The sequence below is a fragment of the Amycolatopsis sp. NBC_01286 genome, assembly GCF_035982555.1.
Taxonomy (GTDB): Bacteria; Actinomycetota; Actinomycetes; order Mycobacteriales; family Pseudonocardiaceae; genus Amycolatopsis.
Genome location: NZ_CP108428.1, coordinates 2,737,436 through 2,755,387 on the forward strand (window position 1 = coordinate 2,737,436; position 17,952 = coordinate 2,755,387).

At 70.5% G+C, this 17,952-nt stretch carries 21 protein-coding genes and 1 tRNA gene; 15 read left to right on the forward strand and 7 right to left on the reverse strand.

All coding sequences use genetic code 11. The features are described 5' to 3' along the window. Window positions 1-60: 60 nt before the first annotated feature. Window positions 61-528, reverse strand: coding sequence for a heme-degrading domain-containing protein (locus tag OG570_RS13330; RefSeq protein WP_326956691.1), 468 nt, complete (start codon window positions 526-528; stop codon window positions 61-63). A gap of 25 nt (window positions 529-553) precedes the next feature. Beyond that, the gene (locus OG570_RS13335; RefSeq protein WP_326956692.1) at window positions 554-931 is read right to left on the reverse strand and encodes a VOC family protein; all 378 of its coding nucleotides are present in this window, start codon (window positions 929-931) and stop codon (window positions 554-556) included. 81 nt (window positions 932-1,012) lie between these two features. Here OG570_RS13335 and OG570_RS13340 point away from each other — a divergent pair, with 81 nt between their 5' ends. Next, a complete protein-coding gene (locus OG570_RS13340) occupies window positions 1,013-2,980 on the forward strand; it encodes a phosphocholine-specific phospholipase C (RefSeq protein ID WP_326956693.1) in 1,968 nt (655 codons plus the stop codon). On the opposite strand, the gene OG570_RS13345 is transcribed toward OG570_RS13340, so the two are convergent. After that, window positions 2,977-4,206 (reverse strand): M20 metallopeptidase family protein, encoded by a 1,230-nt coding sequence (locus OG570_RS13345; protein WP_326945087.1) that lies wholly within the window; start codon window positions 4,204-4,206, stop codon window positions 2,977-2,979. The genes OG570_RS13340 and OG570_RS13345 overlap by 4 nt on opposite strands. Before the next feature lie 77 nt (window positions 4,207-4,283). On the opposite strand from OG570_RS13345, the gene OG570_RS13350 reads away from it, so the two are divergent. From OG570_RS13350 to OG570_RS13385, 8 genes are all read left to right on the forward strand, one after another. Beyond that, entirely contained in the window at window positions 4,284-4,766 is a 483-nt protein-coding gene (locus OG570_RS13350) for a tRNA adenosine deaminase-associated protein (RefSeq protein WP_247059016.1), read from the forward strand. Window positions 4,767-4,789: 23 nt separating this feature from the next. After that, window positions 4,790-5,218, forward strand: a complete 429-nt coding sequence (locus OG570_RS13355) for a nucleoside deaminase (protein ID WP_326956694.1) — start codon at window positions 4,790-4,792, stop codon at window positions 5,216-5,218. Between the two features lie 51 nt (window positions 5,219-5,269). Then, on the forward strand, window positions 5,270-5,425 hold the full coding sequence (locus OG570_RS13360; protein WP_442788268.1) for a CsbD family protein: 156 nt from the start codon (window positions 5,270-5,272) through the stop codon (window positions 5,423-5,425). Between the two features lie 93 nt (window positions 5,426-5,518). Next, a tRNA-Ser gene (locus OG570_RS13365) sits at window positions 5,519-5,606 on the forward strand. 193 nt (window positions 5,607-5,799) lie between these two features. Further along, window positions 5,800-5,946 carry a hypothetical protein gene (locus OG570_RS13370; RefSeq protein ID WP_326956695.1) on the forward strand — a complete coding sequence of 49 codons (147 nt, stop codon included), beginning with the start codon at window positions 5,800-5,802 and terminating at the stop codon, window positions 5,944-5,946. After that, on the forward strand, window positions 5,939-7,105 hold the full coding sequence (locus tag OG570_RS13375) for a putative T7SS-secreted protein (protein WP_326956696.1): 1,167 nt from the start codon (window positions 5,939-5,941) through the stop codon (window positions 7,103-7,105). The genes OG570_RS13370 and OG570_RS13375 overlap by 8 nt, the downstream gene beginning before the upstream one ends. A gap of 40 nt (window positions 7,106-7,145) precedes the next feature. Continuing rightward, entirely contained in the window at window positions 7,146-7,562 is a 417-nt protein-coding gene (locus OG570_RS13380; protein ID WP_326956697.1) for a contact-dependent growth inhibition system immunity protein, read from the forward strand. Window positions 7,563-7,620: 58 nt separating this feature from the next. Continuing rightward, window positions 7,621-8,403, forward strand: coding sequence for an SDR family oxidoreductase (locus OG570_RS13385; RefSeq protein WP_326956698.1), 783 nt, complete (start codon window positions 7,621-7,623; stop codon window positions 8,401-8,403). Here the strand turns inward: OG570_RS13385 and OG570_RS13390 are convergent. Together OG570_RS13390 and OG570_RS13395 are read right to left on the reverse strand one after the other, a co-directional pair. Next, window positions 8,396-8,968, reverse strand: coding sequence for a hypothetical protein (locus OG570_RS13390; protein WP_326956699.1), 573 nt, complete (start codon window positions 8,966-8,968; stop codon window positions 8,396-8,398). The two genes, OG570_RS13385 and OG570_RS13390, sit on opposite strands and share 8 nt — an antisense overlap. Further along, window positions 8,965-9,366 carry a hypothetical protein gene (locus OG570_RS13395; protein WP_326956700.1) on the reverse strand — a complete coding sequence of 134 codons (402 nt, stop codon included), beginning with the start codon at window positions 9,364-9,366 and terminating at the stop codon, window positions 8,965-8,967. Before OG570_RS13395 ends, OG570_RS13390 begins: the two co-directional genes overlap by 4 nt. Window positions 9,367-9,690: 324 nt before the next feature. On the opposite strand from OG570_RS13395, the gene OG570_RS13400 reads away from it, so the two are divergent. Together OG570_RS13400 and OG570_RS13405 are read left to right on the forward strand one after the other, a co-directional pair. Then, complete coding sequence (locus tag OG570_RS13400; RefSeq protein ID WP_326956701.1) at window positions 9,691-10,611, forward strand: TauD/TfdA dioxygenase family protein; 921 nt, start codon at window positions 9,691-9,693, stop codon at window positions 10,609-10,611. 16 nt (window positions 10,612-10,627) lie between these two features. After that, window positions 10,628-11,074 carry a limonene-1,2-epoxide hydrolase family protein gene (locus tag OG570_RS13405; RefSeq protein WP_247058999.1) on the forward strand — a complete coding sequence of 149 codons (447 nt, stop codon included), beginning with the start codon at window positions 10,628-10,630 and terminating at the stop codon, window positions 11,072-11,074. 290 nt (window positions 11,075-11,364) lie between these two features. Here the strand turns inward: OG570_RS13405 and OG570_RS13410 are convergent, their stop codons facing one another. Next, window positions 11,365-12,399, reverse strand: a complete 1,035-nt coding sequence (locus OG570_RS13410) for a CapA family protein (protein ID WP_326956702.1) — start codon at window positions 12,397-12,399, stop codon at window positions 11,365-11,367. A 126-nt stretch (window positions 12,400-12,525) separates the two neighbouring features. Here OG570_RS13410 and OG570_RS13415 point away from each other — a divergent pair, with 126 nt between their 5' ends. From OG570_RS13415 to OG570_RS13430, 4 genes are all read left to right on the forward strand, one after another. Then, the gene (locus OG570_RS13415) at window positions 12,526-15,012 is read left to right on the forward strand and encodes an endonuclease/exonuclease/phosphatase family protein (protein ID WP_326956703.1); all 2,487 of its coding nucleotides are present in this window, start codon (window positions 12,526-12,528) and stop codon (window positions 15,010-15,012) included. 141 nt (window positions 15,013-15,153) lie between these two features. Further along, window positions 15,154-15,708, forward strand: a complete 555-nt coding sequence (locus tag OG570_RS13420; protein WP_326956704.1) for a hypothetical protein — start codon at window positions 15,154-15,156, stop codon at window positions 15,706-15,708. Next, the gene (locus tag OG570_RS13425) at window positions 15,705-16,895 is read left to right on the forward strand and encodes a putative T7SS-secreted protein (protein ID WP_326956705.1); all 1,191 of its coding nucleotides are present in this window, start codon (window positions 15,705-15,707) and stop codon (window positions 16,893-16,895) included. Before OG570_RS13420 ends, OG570_RS13425 begins: the two co-directional genes overlap by 4 nt. Next, complete coding sequence (locus tag OG570_RS13430) at window positions 16,895-17,470, forward strand: hypothetical protein (protein ID WP_326956706.1); 576 nt, start codon at window positions 16,895-16,897, stop codon at window positions 17,468-17,470. The genes OG570_RS13425 and OG570_RS13430 overlap by 1 nt, the downstream gene beginning before the upstream one ends. Before the next feature lie 150 nt (window positions 17,471-17,620). Here the strand turns inward: OG570_RS13430 and OG570_RS13435 are convergent, their stop codons facing one another. Continuing rightward, complete coding sequence (locus tag OG570_RS13435; protein WP_326956707.1) at window positions 17,621-17,950, reverse strand: hypothetical protein; 330 nt, start codon at window positions 17,948-17,950, stop codon at window positions 17,621-17,623. Window positions 17,951-17,952 lie beyond the last annotated feature (2 nt).

Below are 17,952 nucleotides of genomic sequence, written 5' to 3' on the forward strand. Positions count from 1 at the left end.
GTTCTCGGAAGACGCGTCGTCCGAGGCGGACCCTGGATCGACAAACCCGCTCGAAGAATTTCAGGACGCCAGGAACAGCTCCAGCTGCTCGACGACGAACGCGTGGTCGTCGGCCTGCGGGAGGCCGGACACGCCGACCGTGCCGACCGGTCCGACGCCCCGGACCAGCACCGGGAACACGCCGCCGTGGGCCGCGTAGACGTCCGGGTCGAGGCGGGAGTCCTCCTCGAACGTGCTGCCCTTCGCGCGGAACTGCGTGCCGACCAGGAAGGAGCTGTGGCCGTAGCGGTCGACGACACGGCTCTTGCGCTCGATCCAGGCGTCGTTGTCGGCCGACGTCCCGGGCAGCGCCGCGTGGAAGAGGCGCTGGCCGTTGCGGCGGACGGAGATTGTCACGGCCAGCCCGCGGTCCCGCGCGGCGGCCAGCAGCTGGGCGCCGAGGGCGAGCGCGGTCTCGTTGTCGAACTTCGTGAACTGGAGGCGTTCCTCCTGGTCAGCGAGCTGGGCGAGGCGTTCGGCATCGGTCATGGACCTATTAAATCAACACTGTTGTTTAATTGCCAGCGAACTCGGTCAGGGAGAGCACGTTGCCGTCGGGATCGCGGAACCAGGCGATCCGGCCGCCGGGCGTGGTCCAGATTTTGTCGGTGTCCTGTGGCAGCGTGTCGAAGGTCAGGAACTCGACGCCCCGGGCGCGCAGCTCGGCGACGGCCGCGTGGATGTCGGCCACCGCCCAGCCGAGCACGGTGAACGGGTGCGGCGTGAACTCCTGCACAGCGGTGACGCGCAGCATGGTGCCACCGCTGCGGAACACACAGGCGAAGGGAGACTGCTCGATGAACTCGAGCCCGGCGACATCCGTGTAGAAGGCACGTGAGCGTTCGAGGTCGGTCGACGGTGCGAAGGCGACCAGATCCGCTGAGTCGAGCATGGCTCCACCTTTCTCCCGGCGGCGACGGTACTCCTTGCCCGGCGTGCTGACGTGCGGAAAGCTCGCGCCGAGGAGGTGGGCATGGGCCGGATCCGGCGGCGGACGGTGCTCGGTGGTGCGGCCGCGGTGACGGTGGCCGGTGCGCTGCCCGCGGCGTGCGCGGTGCCGGCGTCGCGCACGGGCACGATCGACGACGTCCGTCACGTCGTGGTGCTGATGCAGGAGAACCGGTCTTTCGACCACTACTACGGGACGATGGCCGGGGTGCGCGGGTTCGGTGACCGCGCGGCCCTGCGTGACGTCTTCCGGCAACGCGGCAGCGGTGGTGGCGGTGGCGGTGACTCGGTGCTGCCGTTCCGGATCGACACGTCCGTGGTGGACGGTCAGGACCTCGGCGAGCTGCCGCACGACTGGAACAGCACGCACCGCGCGTGGAACGGCGGCGCGTACGACGGCTGGATCGCCGCGAAGAGCCCGATGACGATGGGCCACTTCGCGCGTGAGGACATCCCGTTCCAGCGGGCGCTGGCCGGCGCGTTCACCCTGTGCGACCACTACTTCTGCTCGATCCAAGGGCCGACACAGCCGAACCGGCTGTTCCACTGGACCGGCACGATCGACCCGGACGGGGTCGCGGGCGGTCCGGTCACCCACAACTTCCCGGACTACGAGCCGTCGTTCCGCTGGACGACGTACCCGGAGCGCCTGGAAGCCGCCGGGGTCTCGTGGCGGATCTACGCGAACGACGAGGAGCGTGGCGTCCCGGAGCACTTCGTCGGGGACTACGGCGACAACCCGTTGTGGCTGTTCCAGAACTACCACGACGCGTTGTACTCGATGGACCCCGTGAAGCAACGGCTGGCCGAGCGCGCGAACCTGCGCACGAAGCTCAAGCCGGACTCCGGCCGTGGTCAGGACCTCGACCACGTGCTGGCCGAGTTCCTCGCGGACTGCGACGCCGGCACCCTGCCCGCGGTGTCGTGGGTCGTGGCGCCCTACGGCTACTGCGAGCACCCCGCGGCCCGGCCGGTCGATGGCGCCGCGTACGTCCAGCGAATGCTGAAAGCGTTGTGGGACAAGCCGGAACTGTGGGAATCCACCGTTGTGTTCATCAACTACGACGAAAACGACGGGTTCTTCGACCACGTCCTCCCGCCGACCCCGCCACCCGGGACGCCCGGCGAGTTCCTGCCGGCGAACCGGCCCGCGAGGGGTGCGCCGTCCGGGCCGCCGGCGCCGATCGGGCTGGGGCCGCGGGTGCCGATGACCGTGATCTCGCCGTGGAGCCGCGGCGGCTGGGTGAACTCGCAGGTCTTCGACCACACGTCGGTGCTGCGGTTCCTCGAGACGTGGACGGGGGTGAAGGAGCCGAACATCTCGGCGTGGCGCCGGGCGATCTGTGGCGACCTGACCAGCTGTTTCGACTTCCGGACGCACGACACGACGATCCCGCTGCTGCCGGACGTCGCCGCGTTGCGCGCCGAAGTGGACCGGACGCAGGCACGGCTGCCGAAGCCGGGGGTGCGGCCCGGCGCGTTGACGCAGGAGTCCGGCACCGCGAAGGCGCGTCCGCTGCCGTACCAGCCGGTCGCGTGGGCCACTGTGGAGCCGGGCGGGCTCAAGCTGCACCTGGCGAACCACGGCACCGAGGCGCTGCAGCTCTCCGCGCACGCCTACCACGCGGGCGCGGCGGTGCAACGCTTCGACGTCGCGCCGAGCGGCGTCGCGACCGGCGACGTCGCGTACGGCGCGTCCTACGACGTCGCGATCCACGGCCCGAACGGCTTCCTGGTGGAAGCGTCGGGCAGCGGGCCCGGCCTCGACGCCGCCGTCACGTTCGAGGCGACACCGGCGTTGCGCGTGACGGTGACCAACGCCGGTCCGGCGCCGGTCGCGCTCAACGGCGTCACGATCCCGCCGAGCGGCGAGCACGACTTCCCGGTGGTGACGGCGAACGGCTGGTACGACGTCACGTTCGAAGCGCCGGGGTGGCGCCGGCGCTTCGCCGGGCACCTGGAGGACGGCCGCCCGTCGCGCACCGGGCCCTAGCGGAGGGCGTCCAGGGCGAAGGCGGCCAGCATCGCGACCCCGTTCGGCATCGCGTCTTCGTCGAAGAGCACGCGGTTCGAGTGGTTCGCCGCGGCTTCGGCGGGGTCGACGCCGGGCGGGCACGCGCCGAGGAACGCGAACGCGCCCTGAACGCGTTGCAGGACATAGGAAAAGTCCTCGGCGCCCATGATCGGGTCGGCCATCAGCTCGACGTTCTCCGGGCCGAGCACGGCTTCGCCGATCGTCAGGACCTCGGCGGCGACGCGGTCGTCGTTGACGGTCACCGGGTAGCCCGGCCCGACGTCGGCGACGACGCGGCAGCCGTACGCCGCGCCGACCTGCTCGCACACCTTCGGCACCTCGGCGCGGACCAGCGCGCGCGTGTGCTCGGACAGGGCACGGATCGTGCCCTCCAGCTCGGCGGTCTCCGGGATGATGTTCGACGTCGTGCCGGCCTGGATCCGCGTGACCGAGAGCACGGCCGGGTCGAACACGCTGACCCGGCGCGTGATCATCGTGTGCAGCGCGCCGACCATCGCCGCGGCCGCGGGCACCGGGTCGATCGTGTGCTGCGGCGCCGAACCGTGCCCGCCCTTGCCGGTGACGCGCACGAAGAACGAGTCCGCCGACGCCATCTGCGTTCCCGGCCGGACCGCCAGCAGCCCGCTGCGCAGGTTGGCGAGGATGTGGACGCCGAACGCGCGCTCGACCCGCGTCCCGGCGGCGTCGAGCACGCCTTCGTGGATCATGAACCGGGCGCCGTGGTGGCCCTCTTCGCCCGGCTGGAACATGAACACGACCGACCCGGCCAGCTGGTCCTTCCGCTCGGCGAGCAGCCGGGCGGCGGAGGCGAGCATCGCCACGTGGGTGTCGTGCCCGCACGCGTGCATCGACTCCTCGTCCTCGGACGCGAAGTCCAGCCCGGTCGCCTCGGTCAGCGGCAGCGCGTCCATGTCGCCGCGCAGCAGCACCGCCGGGCCGGGCCGGGAGCCGCGCAGGACGGCCGTCAGCGACGTCGCGGCCTTGCCCTCGGTGATCTCCAACGGCAGGTCGGCGAGGGCTTCGCGGATGGCCGCCTGGGTGATCGGGAGGTGGAGGCCCTGTTCCGGGTGCCGGTGCACGGCGCGTCGCAAGGCGACGGTGCGCTCCTGCAGCGCCCGCGCGTCGTCGAGGAGGCCGGCGAACGGCGTGCCGGGCAAGGTGGGCAGGTCAGTGGGGCCGGTCATGCTCCCGATAGTGCCCCATGCGGCGCTTCGGGCGCACCGTGCGTGCGCTCGGTCGAGCGGCGGAATACGGTGTGCGCATGGCGGTGGATGAGCCGGTCACGGGCTTCGCGGTAGCCGTGGTCCGGGAGGACGGTCGGTGGCGGTGCAGTGCGCTCGACCCGGGGGCGTTGACAGAGCTGGACGCGGCGATCACTGAACTGGGCAAACTACGTTCCACCGGCGCGGCCTTCGGGCTACTGGCGGTCGACGACGAGTTCTTCGTCCTCGTCCGGCCGAGCCCGCGGGGACCGGCATTGCTGCTTTCGGACGCGGCGGCGGCACTCGACTACGACATCGCGGCGGACGTCCTCGACGTCCTGCGCGTCGAACCGCCGGACGAGGAGGACGACTCCGTCTGGCCCGAAGGCGACCTCGAGATCCTCGCGGACCTCGGGCTGCCGGCGCCGGAGCTGGAGGTCATCGTCGGCGAGGTCGACCTGTACCCGGACGAACAGCTGCAGATGATCGCGCAGCGCGTCGGGTTCGGCAGCGAGTTCGCCAAGCTCCTGGACGAGCTCTGAGACGCCCGTCCGACACCGAGGCCGTGGAGGCGGCGCTGGAGGCCGCGCGCGCCCCCGGTGCGGACGTCCCGATCGGCGCGGTCGTGTTCAGCCCCGAAGGGCTCCCGTTGGCCGCGGCGCGCAACGCGCGCACGGAGCTGGGCGACCCGACGGCGCACGCGGAGGTCCTGGCGCTGCGCGCGGCCGCCAAGGTGGTGGGCGACGGCTGGCGCCTCGAGGGCTGCACGCTGGCGGTGACGCTGGAGCCGTGCACGATGTGCGCGGGCGCGCTGGTGCTGGCGCGGATCTCGCGGCTGGTGTTCGGCGCGTGGGAGCCCAAGACGGGCGCGGTGGGGTCCCTGTGGGACGTCGTCCGCGACCGTCGGCTGAACCACCGCCCGGAAGTCCACGGCGGGGTGCTCGTCACGGAGTGCGCGTCGCTGCTGGAGACGTACTTCGCGACGCGTCGCTGAGTTCTCCTGTGGGTACCCCTTAGGTGAGGTCCCCGTCGAAGGAGGAACGTCGTGACGATGAAGGACAAGGTCCAGCAGGCAGTCGGCGGCGCTCGCGAGAAGCTCGGAGACGTGACCGGCAACGATCGTCTCAAGGCTTCGGGCCGATCCCAGCGAAGGACGGCCCAGGTCCGCGAAGTGGCTCATGACCTGCGAGACAAGGCATGAGGCGTGATCCGCGACGTCCAGACCCGACGTCGCCCCGGCCGCCCCGCTGACCCCATGTGAGGCCGAGGAAGGCCCTCCGGTATACTTCTCGGCGGTGGCGTGTCCGAGCGGCCGAAGGAGCACGACTCGAAATCGTGTGACGGCTAATCCCCGTCCGTGGGTTCAAATCCCACCGCCACCGCGCACCCGGACCCCCGGTCGGCTCAGCCGGCCGGGGGTTTCGGCTTTCGCGGGAGAAATGTTTTCCTTACCCTTGTTGACGCTGCGCGCAGCTACCGTGGCGGAGCGCGCTTGTCGGGAGCGAGTGCTTCGACCTTCGAGGCTTGCGTGGAGATACCGCCCTGTATGGCTATGGCGGTCTGCACGACGCCTTAATGAACTTCCGCGTCCACTGGAGTGACGGCCTCGACACGTTGACCGACGTCATGGGGCGTGCGGCCGGCGCGTACTGGGCGGTTGACGCCGCTGCTGCCGGTTCGCTCAAAGCCGATCCGGCGGAGCAGGCGGTGGACGGTGGCTGAACTCGGCGAGTCCGCGGACCCGAAAGCGCTCGTTCCGGGAAATCCTGAAGCCATCGAAGAAAATATCCGCGTACTGCGTGGTCGCGGTGACGAGACCGAGCAGGCCGCGGAGGGTCTGCGTGCGATCGACACCGGGTCCTGGGAAGGGCCGGCGGCTCACGCCTTTCACGACAAGTTCAGCTACGAACCCAACAAGTGGTACGACGCCGCGGACGCACTTCACCGCGGTGCTTCGCTGCTGGAGGACTACGCCACCACCTTGCGTTGGGCTCAAGGCCAAGCCGTCCAGGCCGTTGCCTTGTGGGACAAGGGGCAAGCCGCGACCGCGCAAGCCAAAACAGCGCACGATGCCGCGGCCGCCGACGCGGCCGCCCATGGTCAGGAGCCGCCGCCCTTCACCGATGCCGGTGAGCCGGCACGCCAGGCTGCCCGTGACCTTCTCAACGGGGCGCGGGCGCAACTGACCGAGGCGGGCGACTCCATCGCGGGCCTGCTCGGCAGCGAGGCGGACGCCGCGCCACAGCAGTCCGGCTGGCTGGACGACGTCGGGAACTTCGCCGCCGACTTCGGCGGTCACCTCCTCAACGGCTTGGCCTCCTTCGGCAACGCCATGCTCAACCACCCGGTCGACACCGCGACCATGGTGGCCGGCGCGGCCCTGACCTCGATCAGCTCGGCGGGTGAAGTCGGTGGGTTGGTGCTCGACGCCACCGGTGTCGGAGCGATCGTCGGCGTGCCCGCCAACGTCGTCTCCGCCGCGGGGATCGCCGTGGGCGGCACGATGATGGCGTCCGCCGCCGGTGATTTGGCCCGGGACGCCGCGGGGGAAGACCACGTCGAGGTCGTGAAGCCCCGGGCGAATCCGCAGCAGCCGACCAAGACCGACCGATTGAAGGAACACCTGACGGAGCGGGACCTCGACGCGGCCCGGCGGGAGCTCGATGGCGAGGTGGTAGCCCGCAAGGGTGACGGGACGCCGTGGGACCACGTCAAAGAAGTTCGCGAAGCGCAAAACGGCTTGGTCAACCAGGTCAACAAACTCAAACGGATGCTCTCCGACTCTCGGTTGTCGCCGGCGGACCGTCCGGCTCTCGAAGGTGAGTTGTCCGAGGCGAGTAAACTGTTGGATCACAGCGAACAATGGGTGCCGCGAGGGTGATCCTCCTGCCGGAGTCGGGACTACGAAGAGGAATCACTTGATGGCGAACAACGAGACCCTGACGTTGGAGCAGCTCGAAGGGCACACCTGGGGCGACGCGCCGTCCGATGCTTCGCGGCTGGTGAAGACCGTGCACGAGCTTCGCCGAAAGCCGGTCGGCCAGCTGAACGCTGAGGAGCTTCGTGTCCTTCTTGGACAGCGGGCGGGTATCGACGTGCTGGTTCCGTTCGCCTTGGCCGCGCTGGAACGCGATCCGCTCGCCGAGGGCGACTTCTACCCCGGCGATCTGCTGGTCGCCGTCCTTGATCTTCCCTCGGACCATTGGACGCGGAACGCCGAGGAAGCCGAGCGGTTGACGCGGATCGTCGCCACGGTCGAGGCGATGGACTTGTCCGCCCGCTTCGCGCCGGCTGACGTCATTTCGGCCGCTGTCGAAAGATTTCGCACCGGTTCTTGACTTGAAGGGCTCTTGAAGTGTGACCGTGGTGGGGTAGCCGATCACGAGGGAGCACACCATGACCGTTCTCGTCACCGGGGCCACGGGCCACACCGGACGTCATGTCGTCAGTGGCCTGCTGGACGCCGGGGTCAACGTGCGCGTCTTGGTGCGGGACGCGTCGAAGGCCCCGGCGGACGTCGAGGTCGTTCAGGGGGACATCGCCGATCTCACCGAAGCCGCCGAAGGTGTTGACGCTGTCTATCTGCTCTGGCCTTCCTTTGACTCCGAAGGCATCGAGAAGGCCCTGAAACCGTTGGAAGGCAAGAAGATCGTCTATCTCTCCGCGATGAGTGCGGAGCACGGCGGTGTCTGGGGAGACGTCGAGAAAGCCGTCCAACGGATCACTGACGACTGGACCTTCCTGAGGGTCACCGGCCTCGCCACCAACGCCCTCGGCTGGGCAGGTCAAGCCGCGACCGGCGTCGTCCGGGGGCCCTACGGGCAAGCCAGGAGGTCGCTCGTTCACGAGCGCGATGTTGCCGATATGGCGGTCAAGGCCATAACCGGTGACCACGCCAAGCAGACCTACCTCGTCACCGGGCCCGAAGCGCTCACCCAAGCCGAGCAGGTGAAACTCATCGGGGATGCGATGGGAAAGCCGGCCGTGTGGGAAGAACAGCCGGTTGCGGAAGCGAAAACTCAACTGAGTCAACAGATGGGTGTGGAATTCGCGACCACCGCCCTGGGGTATTGGGCGTCGCTCGTGGCGGAACCGGAGCCCGTCTCGCTGGACGTCGCTCGGGTCACCGGGCATCCGGCGCGGCCCTTCGAAGACTGGGCTCGGGAGCACTTCAGCTGAGGTCGACCGCCGGGGTCGTCAGCGGTTCCAGTTCCGCGGCAAGGGAAGTCAGCGACGACGCCTTCTCCTGCACCGTCCGGACCACCGACGCGCACGCGCGGCTGACCGTGCTCACCACCTCGGCCGACCGGTCGTCCGACAGGACCGCTGTCGCCGCCGCCTCGGCCGCGTCGGCTATTGCGGTGACCTCGGCCGACGTCGATCGGGCCAAGGCGTCCAGTTCCGAGGCGATCCGGAGGCCCAGCGCTGCCGTCGTGGCCGCCGCGCGGGCTGCCTTCGCGTACTGACCGTCCACTGTGTCCGCCCAGGTCGCGAACGTTTCCGCGCTGCCGCCGGTGTCCGCCAGGTCGACGCCGGTGCGGAACTCCGCGGACGCCGACGTCACCACCGACGAACCCGCGTCCACCTCCGTGGCGGACGCGCGGATCGCCGCGGGGGAACAGTCGACGTGGCGCAGGGCCGCGACCGGGTCGGCCGCGCCGATCCGGCCGGCCGCCGCTCGGAGCGTGGCCAGCCGGGTCGCGGCCGCGGTCAGTGCCGGGTGTTCGAACAGCTCGAGCGTCACGGTGCCACCGCGATCCGCCTCCGGAAGCCCGAACCGCTCGTGGTCCCGGCCGCCATGCGGAGCCGGCCGGCCAGGTCCGACGTCGCGTCGCCGAGGACGCGCGCGTCCGCTTCGCGCGCGGCGAGCGCGGCCGACCAGCGCGCCGCGAGCTCGCGGGCCTGGGCCGAGATGCCGAACGGCGTCGAGTCGACGCGGGCCTCGGCGAACCGGCCGGCGGCCTTGTCGTCGGCGGCCGCGGCCTGGTCCAGCTGGTCGGCCGCCCGGCGTAGCCGGTCAGGCCTCTTCCGGGTGGCGGAGCCTCCGGGGCGAAGCTTCGGGAGGGGGTTCCCGGCGGCGGAGCCTCCGGCGCGAAGCTCCGGGGCACCACTGTCGATCCGCGAGCCTCTGCCTTTCGGCATGGGGAGACCTCCGTCGTCAAGGGCGCTCACTCGATCGGGGAAGATCTTGCCTCATCGGCCCGCGTGACCCGCATCGCGGTGACCTGCGGCGTTGGGGGTGTTCCACCAAGTGGACGTCTTGACCGCAGGGCGGGACTAGGTTGACCATGGGCGCATGCCCGCCACCTCGGAAAGCACGCCAATCCGGTGGCACGACCGCGCCTCCGAGCGGTCGATCGGGGAAGGCACCGTGGAGCTGCTCCTGCGCCGCGGCCGCCTGGGCTCGCCCCCTGCCTGACGCGAGCCCGGCGTCCGAATTCTCCCGAAAACCCTTGGAGCACAGTCATGTCCGTAGATCTGCCTGCCCGGATTCAGCTGCGTGAGGCCGTGACGCCCACGGACGGCATCGTCGAGGGCCCGCGCGCCCTTCGCGACAATCCGAGCGAACCGTACGAGCTGTTCCGGATCCGCCCGCTCGGCCGGGTGATCGGCGCCGAGATCGACGGCGTCGACCTCGCCGAGCCGGTCACGCCCGAACTGCGGGCCGAGCTCAACCGCGCCCTGCTCGAGTGGAAGGTCGTCTTCTTCCGCGACCAGCGGATCACGCCGGCGCAGCAGCGCGCGTTCGCCGCGAACTGGGGCGAGCTGGAGACCAACCCGTTCATCCCGCGGGGCGAGAACGACGAGGTCACGCGCTTCGAGCGCACCGCGTCCATGCCCGGCTTCGAGAACATCTGGCACACCGACGTCACCTGGCGGCCCAACCCGGCGCTCGGTTCGGTGCTGCGGCTGATCGAGGTGCCGCCGGTCGGTGGCGACACGATGTGGGCCGACATGGCCGCCGCCTACGACAACCTGCCCGAAGACGTCCGCGGCCGCATCGACGGGCTGACCGCGGTGCACGACTACCTCCCCGGCTTCGACCGGTTCGCCGATCCGGCGTTGCTCGCGCAGTGGCAGGAGCGGTTCCCGCCGGTCGAGCACCCGGTGGTCCGCACGCACCCGGAGACCGGGCGGCGCACCCTGTTCGTCAACCAGGCGTTCACGACGCACATCGTCGGTCTGGACCGAGCCGAGAGCGACCGGCTGCTGCGGTACCTGTTCCTGCAGGCCCACACGCCCGAGTTCCAGGTGCGCTTCAGCTGGCGGCCGGACTCGGTGGCCTTTTGGGACAACCGCGCGACGCAGCACTACGCCGTGAACGACTACCACCCGCACGTCCGGATCGCGGAGCGCGTCGCCATCGCGGGCGACCGGCCGTTCTGAGCCTTAGCCTGAGGGCATGACCGAAGACCCCCAGGCAGTGGTGACCGGTTTCCTCAAGGCTCTCGAGGACCTCGACATCGACCGCGCGCTGACGTTCGCGGCGAGCGACATCGTGTACCAGAACGTGCCGTTGCCGCCCGCTCGCGGCGTCGCCGCGGTCGAGAAGCAGCTGCGGCTGATGGCCCGGTTCGGTTCCGGGTTCGAGGCGCGCACGCACCACATCGCCGCGGACGGCAACATCGTCCTCACCGAACGCACCGACGTCCTGCGCCGTGGCGCGTGGGAAGCGGAGTTCTGGGTGTGCGGCACGTTCGAGGTCGAAGGCGGCCGGATCGTGCTGTGGCGCGACTACTTCGACTGGACGACGGTGCTCGCGGCGAGCGCGAAGGGCGCCGGACGGGTCGCGCTGGCCGGCGCGCGGACGCTCATCGGCCGTTATCGGGCGAGGTCCGCCGTCCGTTGACCCGGGTACTGCCGCGATCGTGGGCCCGAAGGTCCACGACCGCGGCTGTCCCCAGTACCAGCACGAACACGCAGCTGAGAACGATCAGCCCCCACATGATCATTCTCCCTCCCCCCGTGTCGTGCTGACTGTTGTGCCTCCAGAAGTGGTCTACGCCACTTTTCCGGCGGCTCTCGCAGACCGTACCTCTGCTTCACAGCGGTGACTCCGGTCCTTGACCTGCATTTAAGGCAGATGCGCCGGATGGGTGACAGGCGTAACGCGAGCTGTAACTCCTCGCGCGCGATCCGTTACGCCCCAACGCCTAAGCCCGCCACCGACGCGATCCCGTCCCGCACGGTCACGGCGGTGGCGCGCTGCGCGGAGACGTCCGTGACGTAGCGCAGCACCCGGTCCGCTTCCTCGCCCGCGAGCGGTTCGCACTCGTTGTCGGCGTTGCGCCGCACCGGGATGAGCTCGAGCCGGGGTTCGTCGCCGAAGATGCAGCCGGCCAGCAGCCCGTCGAGGTGCCGGCCGCGCATCGCGGGCCAGTCGAACACGAGGTTGCCGAGGCTGTAGAGGATCGCGCGGCCGCGGTACACCTCGACGGCCTGGATCGTGTGCGGGCCGTGCCCGGCGACCAGGTCGGCGCCGGCGTCGATCGCCGCCCGGCCGTAGGTCACCTGGTACTCCGCGAGGTCTGCGCCGGGCAGGCCCCAGTGCATCGAGACGACGACGTGGTCGTTGGCCGTCTTCGCCCGGCGCACGTCGGCGGCGAGCCGCTCCAGGTGTTCGGGCACCGGTGCCGTGCGCACCAGCGGCGGCAGTCCCGGGACGTCGGCGACGCGCGGGTCCGGCTGGTAGGACGTGGTCGCAAGCGCTTGCGCGACGCCCGGAGCCGTCACCTGCGCCGCTTGGCCGAACGGCCAGCAGAGCGACGTGTACGCGAGGAAGGCGACCTTCTGCCCGGCGCGTTCGAGCACGGCGGGCGCGTGCGCGGCGGCGAGGCCCGTGCCGGCGCCGCAGTGCGCGATCCCGGCTTCGTCGAGCACGGCGAGGCTCGTCATCGCGGCGGCCGGCGGGTAGGTGACGTCGTTCGCGCACGAGACGACGTCGACGTCGGCGGCCGTCAACGCCTCGACCATCTGCTGCGCGGAGTGGCGCCAGTTCGGTTTGTGCGGGATGTCCGCGCCGCCGGAGTTCCCGGCGGTGCCCGACAGCGGTCCTTCGAGGTTCACGAACCGGATGTCGGCGCCCTGGAGCAGGGGATGCAGGTGTTCGAAGGCCTTCGACGGTGTCGCGCGGCCCTGAACGTTGACGTCTCCGCCAAGTACCAACGTGATCACGAAGCCTGCTCTGCCGATCGAGTGACGACGAAAGTAGTTGTTACGAATCGTTGCATCTTTGTCTTCCTGCTCCTCATCTGTTCGGGGGACTATGCCACGACTGTTCAAGCACAAAGGGGACTCAGGGTGACCAAGACCCACAGATCCAAGGCCGCGCTGACGGTGGCCGTCGCGTCGGGCCTGGTGCTCGGCGGGGTGGCCGCACCAGCCGCGCTCGCGACGCCCAGCGCCGACGCGGTCATCGCCGAGGTCTACGGCGGTGGCGGCAACTCCGGCGCCACGCTGACCAACGACTTCGTCGAACTCGCTAACCACGGTACTGCGGCCGCGAGCCTGGCCGGCTTCAGCGTCCAGTACCTGCCCGGTTCGGCGAGCGCGTCGAGCACCTGGCAGGTGACGCAGCTGGCCGGGAGCGTCGCGCCGAGCGGGCGCTACCTGGTGGCCGAGGGCAAGGGTGCCGGGGGCACCGTCGCCCTGCCCGCACCGGACGCGACCGGCACGATCGCGATGTCGGCGACCGCGGGCACGATCGCCCTCGTCTCCGGGACCACCGCGCTGACCTGCAAGACCGCCGCGGACTGCGCGGCCGACACCCGGGTCAAGGACCTCGTCGGGTTCGGCGCCGCCACCGTGCGCGAGGGCAACCCGACGGCGGCGCCGGCCAACGCGACGTCCGTCGCGCGCGGCACGACCCTGGCCGACACCGACGACAACGCCGCGGACTTCACCGTCGGCGACCCGACGCCGACCAACGCCGCGGGCGAGACGACCGGCGGCGGCACCGGGCCCGGCGAGCCGGGGACCCCGGCGAAGATCCACGACATCCAGGGCACCACGCGGCTTTCCCCGCTGAAGGACCAGAAGGTCAGCGGCGTGACCGGCGTCGTCACCGCGACGCGGACCTTCGGTTCGTCCCGCGGCTTCTGGCTCACCGACCCGGCCCCGGACAACGACCCGCGCACCAGCGAGGGCCTGTTCGTGTTCACCGGCTCGACCAGCCCGGCCGTCGCGGTCGGCGACGCCGTGACCGCGACCGGCACCGTCCGCGAGTTCTACCCGGACACCCCGTCGACGTCGGTCTACCAGTCGCTCACCGAGCTGGGCACGGCACAGTGGACGGTCGACTCGCACGACAACGCGCTGCCCGCGCCGACCGTGCTGAGCCCCACGACGGTGCCGGAGACCTACGCGCCGTCGCCCGGCGGGAACATCGAGGCGCTGCCCCTGGAGCCGGCGAAGTACGCGCTGGACTTCTGGGAGGCGCACGAGAGCGAGATCGTGAGCGTCAGCGACGCCCGCGTCGTCGGCCCGTCGAACTCGTTCAACGAGCTGTACGTGACGACCAAGCCGGACCAGCACCGCTCCGTCCGCGGCGGCAGCGTCTACCTGGGCTACGACAAGCTCAACAGCGGTGTCCTCAAGGTGCAGTCGCTGATCTCGTTCGACCAGCGGCCGTTCCCGAAGCTCAACGTCGGTGACGCGCTGACCGGCGTCACGTCCGGCCCGGTCGAGTACAGCACCTTCGGTGGCTACACGCTGTTCGCCAGCGTGCTCGGGGCCGACAAGGACAACGGGCTGCAGGCCGAGACCACGCGCAAGCAGCGCACCGGCGAGCTGGCCGTGGCCACTTACAACGTCGAGAACCTGGCGCCCAGCGACCCGCAGGCGAAGTACGACCGCCTCGGCGAGGCGATCGTGACCCACCTGGCCACGCCGGACATCGTGAACCTGGAAGAGATCCAGGACAACACGGGCGCGACCGACGACGGCGTCGTCGTCGCGGACCAGACGTTGCAGAAGTTCACCGACGCCATCGTCGCCAAGGGTGGCCCGCGCTACCAGTGGCGCTCGATCGACCCGGTGAACGACCAGGACGGCGGCCAGCCGGGCGGCAACATCCGCGTGGCGTTCCTGTTCAACCCGGCCCGAGTGTCCTTTGTGGACCGTCCGGGTGGCACGCCGACCACGCCGGTCAGCGTGACGAAGGACCACGGCAAGGCGCACCTGTCGGCGTCCCCGGGGCGCGTCGACCCGGCCAACGAGGCGTGGACGGCCAGCCGCAAGCCGCTGGCCGGCGAGTTCGTCTTCCAGGGCCGCACGGTGTTCGTCATCGCCAACCACTTCAACTCGAAGGGCGGCGACCAGCCGACGCACGGCCGCAACCAGCCGCCGGTGCGCAGCTCCGAGGTGCAGCGGGCCAAGCAGGCGACGGTGCTGCGCGGGTTCGTCGACTCCCTGCTGGCGGCCGACAAGAACGCCAACATCGTGGTGGCGGGCGACCTGAACGACTACCCGTTCTCGCCGGCCGTCCAGACGCTCACCGCCGGTGGCGCGCTGAAGGACCTGATCGCGACGGTGCCGGAGGCGGAGCGCTACAGCTACGTCTTCGAGGGCCAGTCGCAGGTGCTGGACCACATCCTGGCGTCGAAGGCGCCGCGCGGGGTGGACTACGACGTCGTCCACATCAACGCGGAGTTCGCGGACCAGGCCAGTGACCACGACCCGCAGGTGATCCGGTTCCGGCCGAGCACCGGCAACGCGATCCAGGACGCGCTGTACGACCTGCTCGACTACCTGGAGCAGGTGCTCGGGAAGTACTTCCCGCAGCCGTAGTTCCTTTGGGAAGGCCGTCATCGGGCGTTGCCCGGTGGCGGCCTTCTTCGTGCCCACACCTTCGAGTGACATCGAGTGACTTCGAAACCGCTCTGCGTGTTCGGTCGTCTTACTGGGCGACGGGACCACAGGGAGGGTGGCGTGGACGGATACGCGGTGAAGGTCGACGAGCTGGGCAAGCTCATCGCCGACCTGGATACGGCGGCGGACCGGATGGCCGACGCGAACCGGAAACTCGGCGGCGGCGGGGCGTTCGGCTCACTCGGCAACGCCGAGCTGGGCCGGGCGGGAGCGGAGTTCGAGGAGGCGTGGGGGTACGGGATCGGGCGTCTCGGCGACGCGGCTGTCGGGATCACGGAGCGGCTGAAGCAGGCGAAGGGGAAGTACGAGCAGATCGAGGCCCAGTTCGGTGGGGAGCTGGGGAAGTTCGGGTCTGACGTGTTCGGCTCGGGTGATGGTCCGGTGGGTGGCGGGATCACGGGCGGGATGCCGGGCGCGGGTGAGCTGGCGGACCGGGGCGATCGCCAGGTGGGGCTCGACGAGCCTGCAGACCAGAGCGATCCGGTCGGTGGCGGCTACACGGGTGGCGTGGCCGGGATCGACGACCTGGCCGAGCGTGCGGCGCCCGACAACCGGCCGGTCGGTGGCGGTGCGACCGGTGGCATCACCGATCTCCTGAACGGCCTCGACCGATGAGCGCCCGCGACTTCCCGGCGCTGGGCTTCGACCCGGCGCCCGGCGATCTCGACGGCGTCGCCGACCTGGCCGGCAAGTACCGCGTCGTGAGCCGCGATCTGGCCGAGGCGAACGTCTCGCTGCGCGAGATCGTCACCAAGCAGGGCGTCTGGCAGGGCGAGGCGAGCGAGGCCTTCACTCGGCGCGTCGGCCCGCTGCCGGGGTACCTCGACGGCGCCACCAAGTCGATGGGTCAGGCCGCCGACGCGCTGGACGCGTGGTCCCACGACCTCGGCGACCTGCAGAAGCGCGCGGCGGACCTGGAAGCCCGCGCGGAGGCGGCGGCCCGCGCGGCCGAGCAGGCGCGGGCGAACCCGGACCTCGCGCTGGCGAACCGGACGTTCCCGGACCAGCCGTCCCTGCAGATCGCCCAGCGCCTGCTGGACAACGCGGGTGAGCAGCTCGAGACCGCGATCGACGGCTGCCAGAACGTCCACGACGCGGCGAAGCAGCTGCTGACCGAGCACACCGGCGCCGCGGGCCGGGTCGCCGAGCTGCTGCGGAAGGCGAAGGAGCTGGCGCCCGACGAGCCGGACCTGCTGGACGAGCTGTCCGACGCGGTGGGCGGGGCGCTGACCGACCTGTCGAACACCCTGGCCGACTCGGTCGACGAGGTGTGGAACTTCGTCCAGGACCACGCCGAGGTGATCTCGAAGTGCTCCGACGTGACGGGGGACATCGGCAACGTTCTCGGGTTCGTCGGCGAGTTCCTCCCGCCGCCGGTCAACGTGGTGGTCGGCGGGGTCGCGACCGGGATGGGGGTCGCCGCGCTGGCCGGCCACGCCACCGCGGCGGCAGCGGGCGCCGATGTCGCCACGGAGACCCTGATCTTCGACGGGATCGGTGCCGGGACGTCCTTGATCGGCACCTTCGCGCCACCGGGTGTCGAGGGCGTGATGAAGGGCCTCGGCTACGGCGCGTTCGGTGCGCAGCTCCAGATCGACGGCGCGAGCCAGACGCTCGGTGGGAGCTTCGAAGGGCCGATCAGCGACTTCAAGAGCTACTGGCTGCCGAAGGACGCCGACGACTGGGCCGCGGTCGTTTCGCCGGGAGCGAGCGCCTACATGCACGCGGTGGAAGCCGGCACCCGAGCCGACAACGCGCCTGATCGTCGTCGCGAGCGGGCGGAAGACGAGGTGTGGAACTGATGCCGCTGCAGATCGACCTGCCGCCCGGGTTCGCCGGGATGCCGGTGGGCGGGGACGACAAGCTGAACCGCGGGCACGCCTGGACCGTCGCCGGGAACCTGGCGGCCGGAGCGGGTACGAGCGTCGAAGAGTTCGGCAGCTACCTGATGGCGCTGGTGCCGGCCATGCAGGCCAACGGTATCCGCGTGTTCGGCAAGTTCGCGGTCGGCCCGCGGCCGCCGGACGTCGCGACCCTGACGCTGGGCGTGGTGCAGTGGCCCGAAACCGCGCCCGCCAACCCGGACGCCGTCGTCGCGGCGATGGCCGAGCAGTACCGGAGCAGCCACCCCCGCGCGGTCGTCCAACCGGTGCGGTTGCCGATCGGCCCGGCTGTCGTCGCGATCAGCGGCGGCGAGTTCCACCTGCCGGCGGGGGACGTACGCGCGCAGATCAAGGCCGAGTACCAGATTCCGTTGCCGGACGGCCGATCCGTGGTGGTGCTCTCGGTCGCCACAGCGTCGGAGGACGCCTGGCCGGCGGTCGCCGAGGCGACAGCCAAGGTGGCTTGGAGCTTGCGCAGCCAGGAGAACGCGTGACCGCCTGCGGGCCGGCATCCGATTGCTCGTCCAGCGGCTCGACGGGCGCCCGCTTTACCGGCTGGCCGCCGCTTTCGAGGAGCTGAGCCTTCTCGAGCTGATGGTGCTCGCCCACAGCCGGGGGTACACGGTGCAACTGAACCAGAGGTACTACGAATTCGTGCGGTATCCGGGGAGACCATGAACAATCCGCAGCTGATCGATGAGATGCGCTGGCAGCTCAAGCAGATCGAGGACCGCAAGGCCGAGAACCGGCGGCTGCTCGCGGGGATGGCGGGGAGCGGGCACACGACCGTCGTCTCGGCGGATCGGAGTGTCACCGTGCTCGCCGGGCCCGGCGGTGTCGTCAGTGAGGTGCGGCTGGCGCCCGAGGCCATGCGGTGCGACGCCGTCAGTCTCGGCCGGACCATCACCGCCGCTGTCCGGGAAGCCGTGGCTGCCGGTGGCCGTCTCGCGAGTCCGCCGGAACGGCAGCAACAACA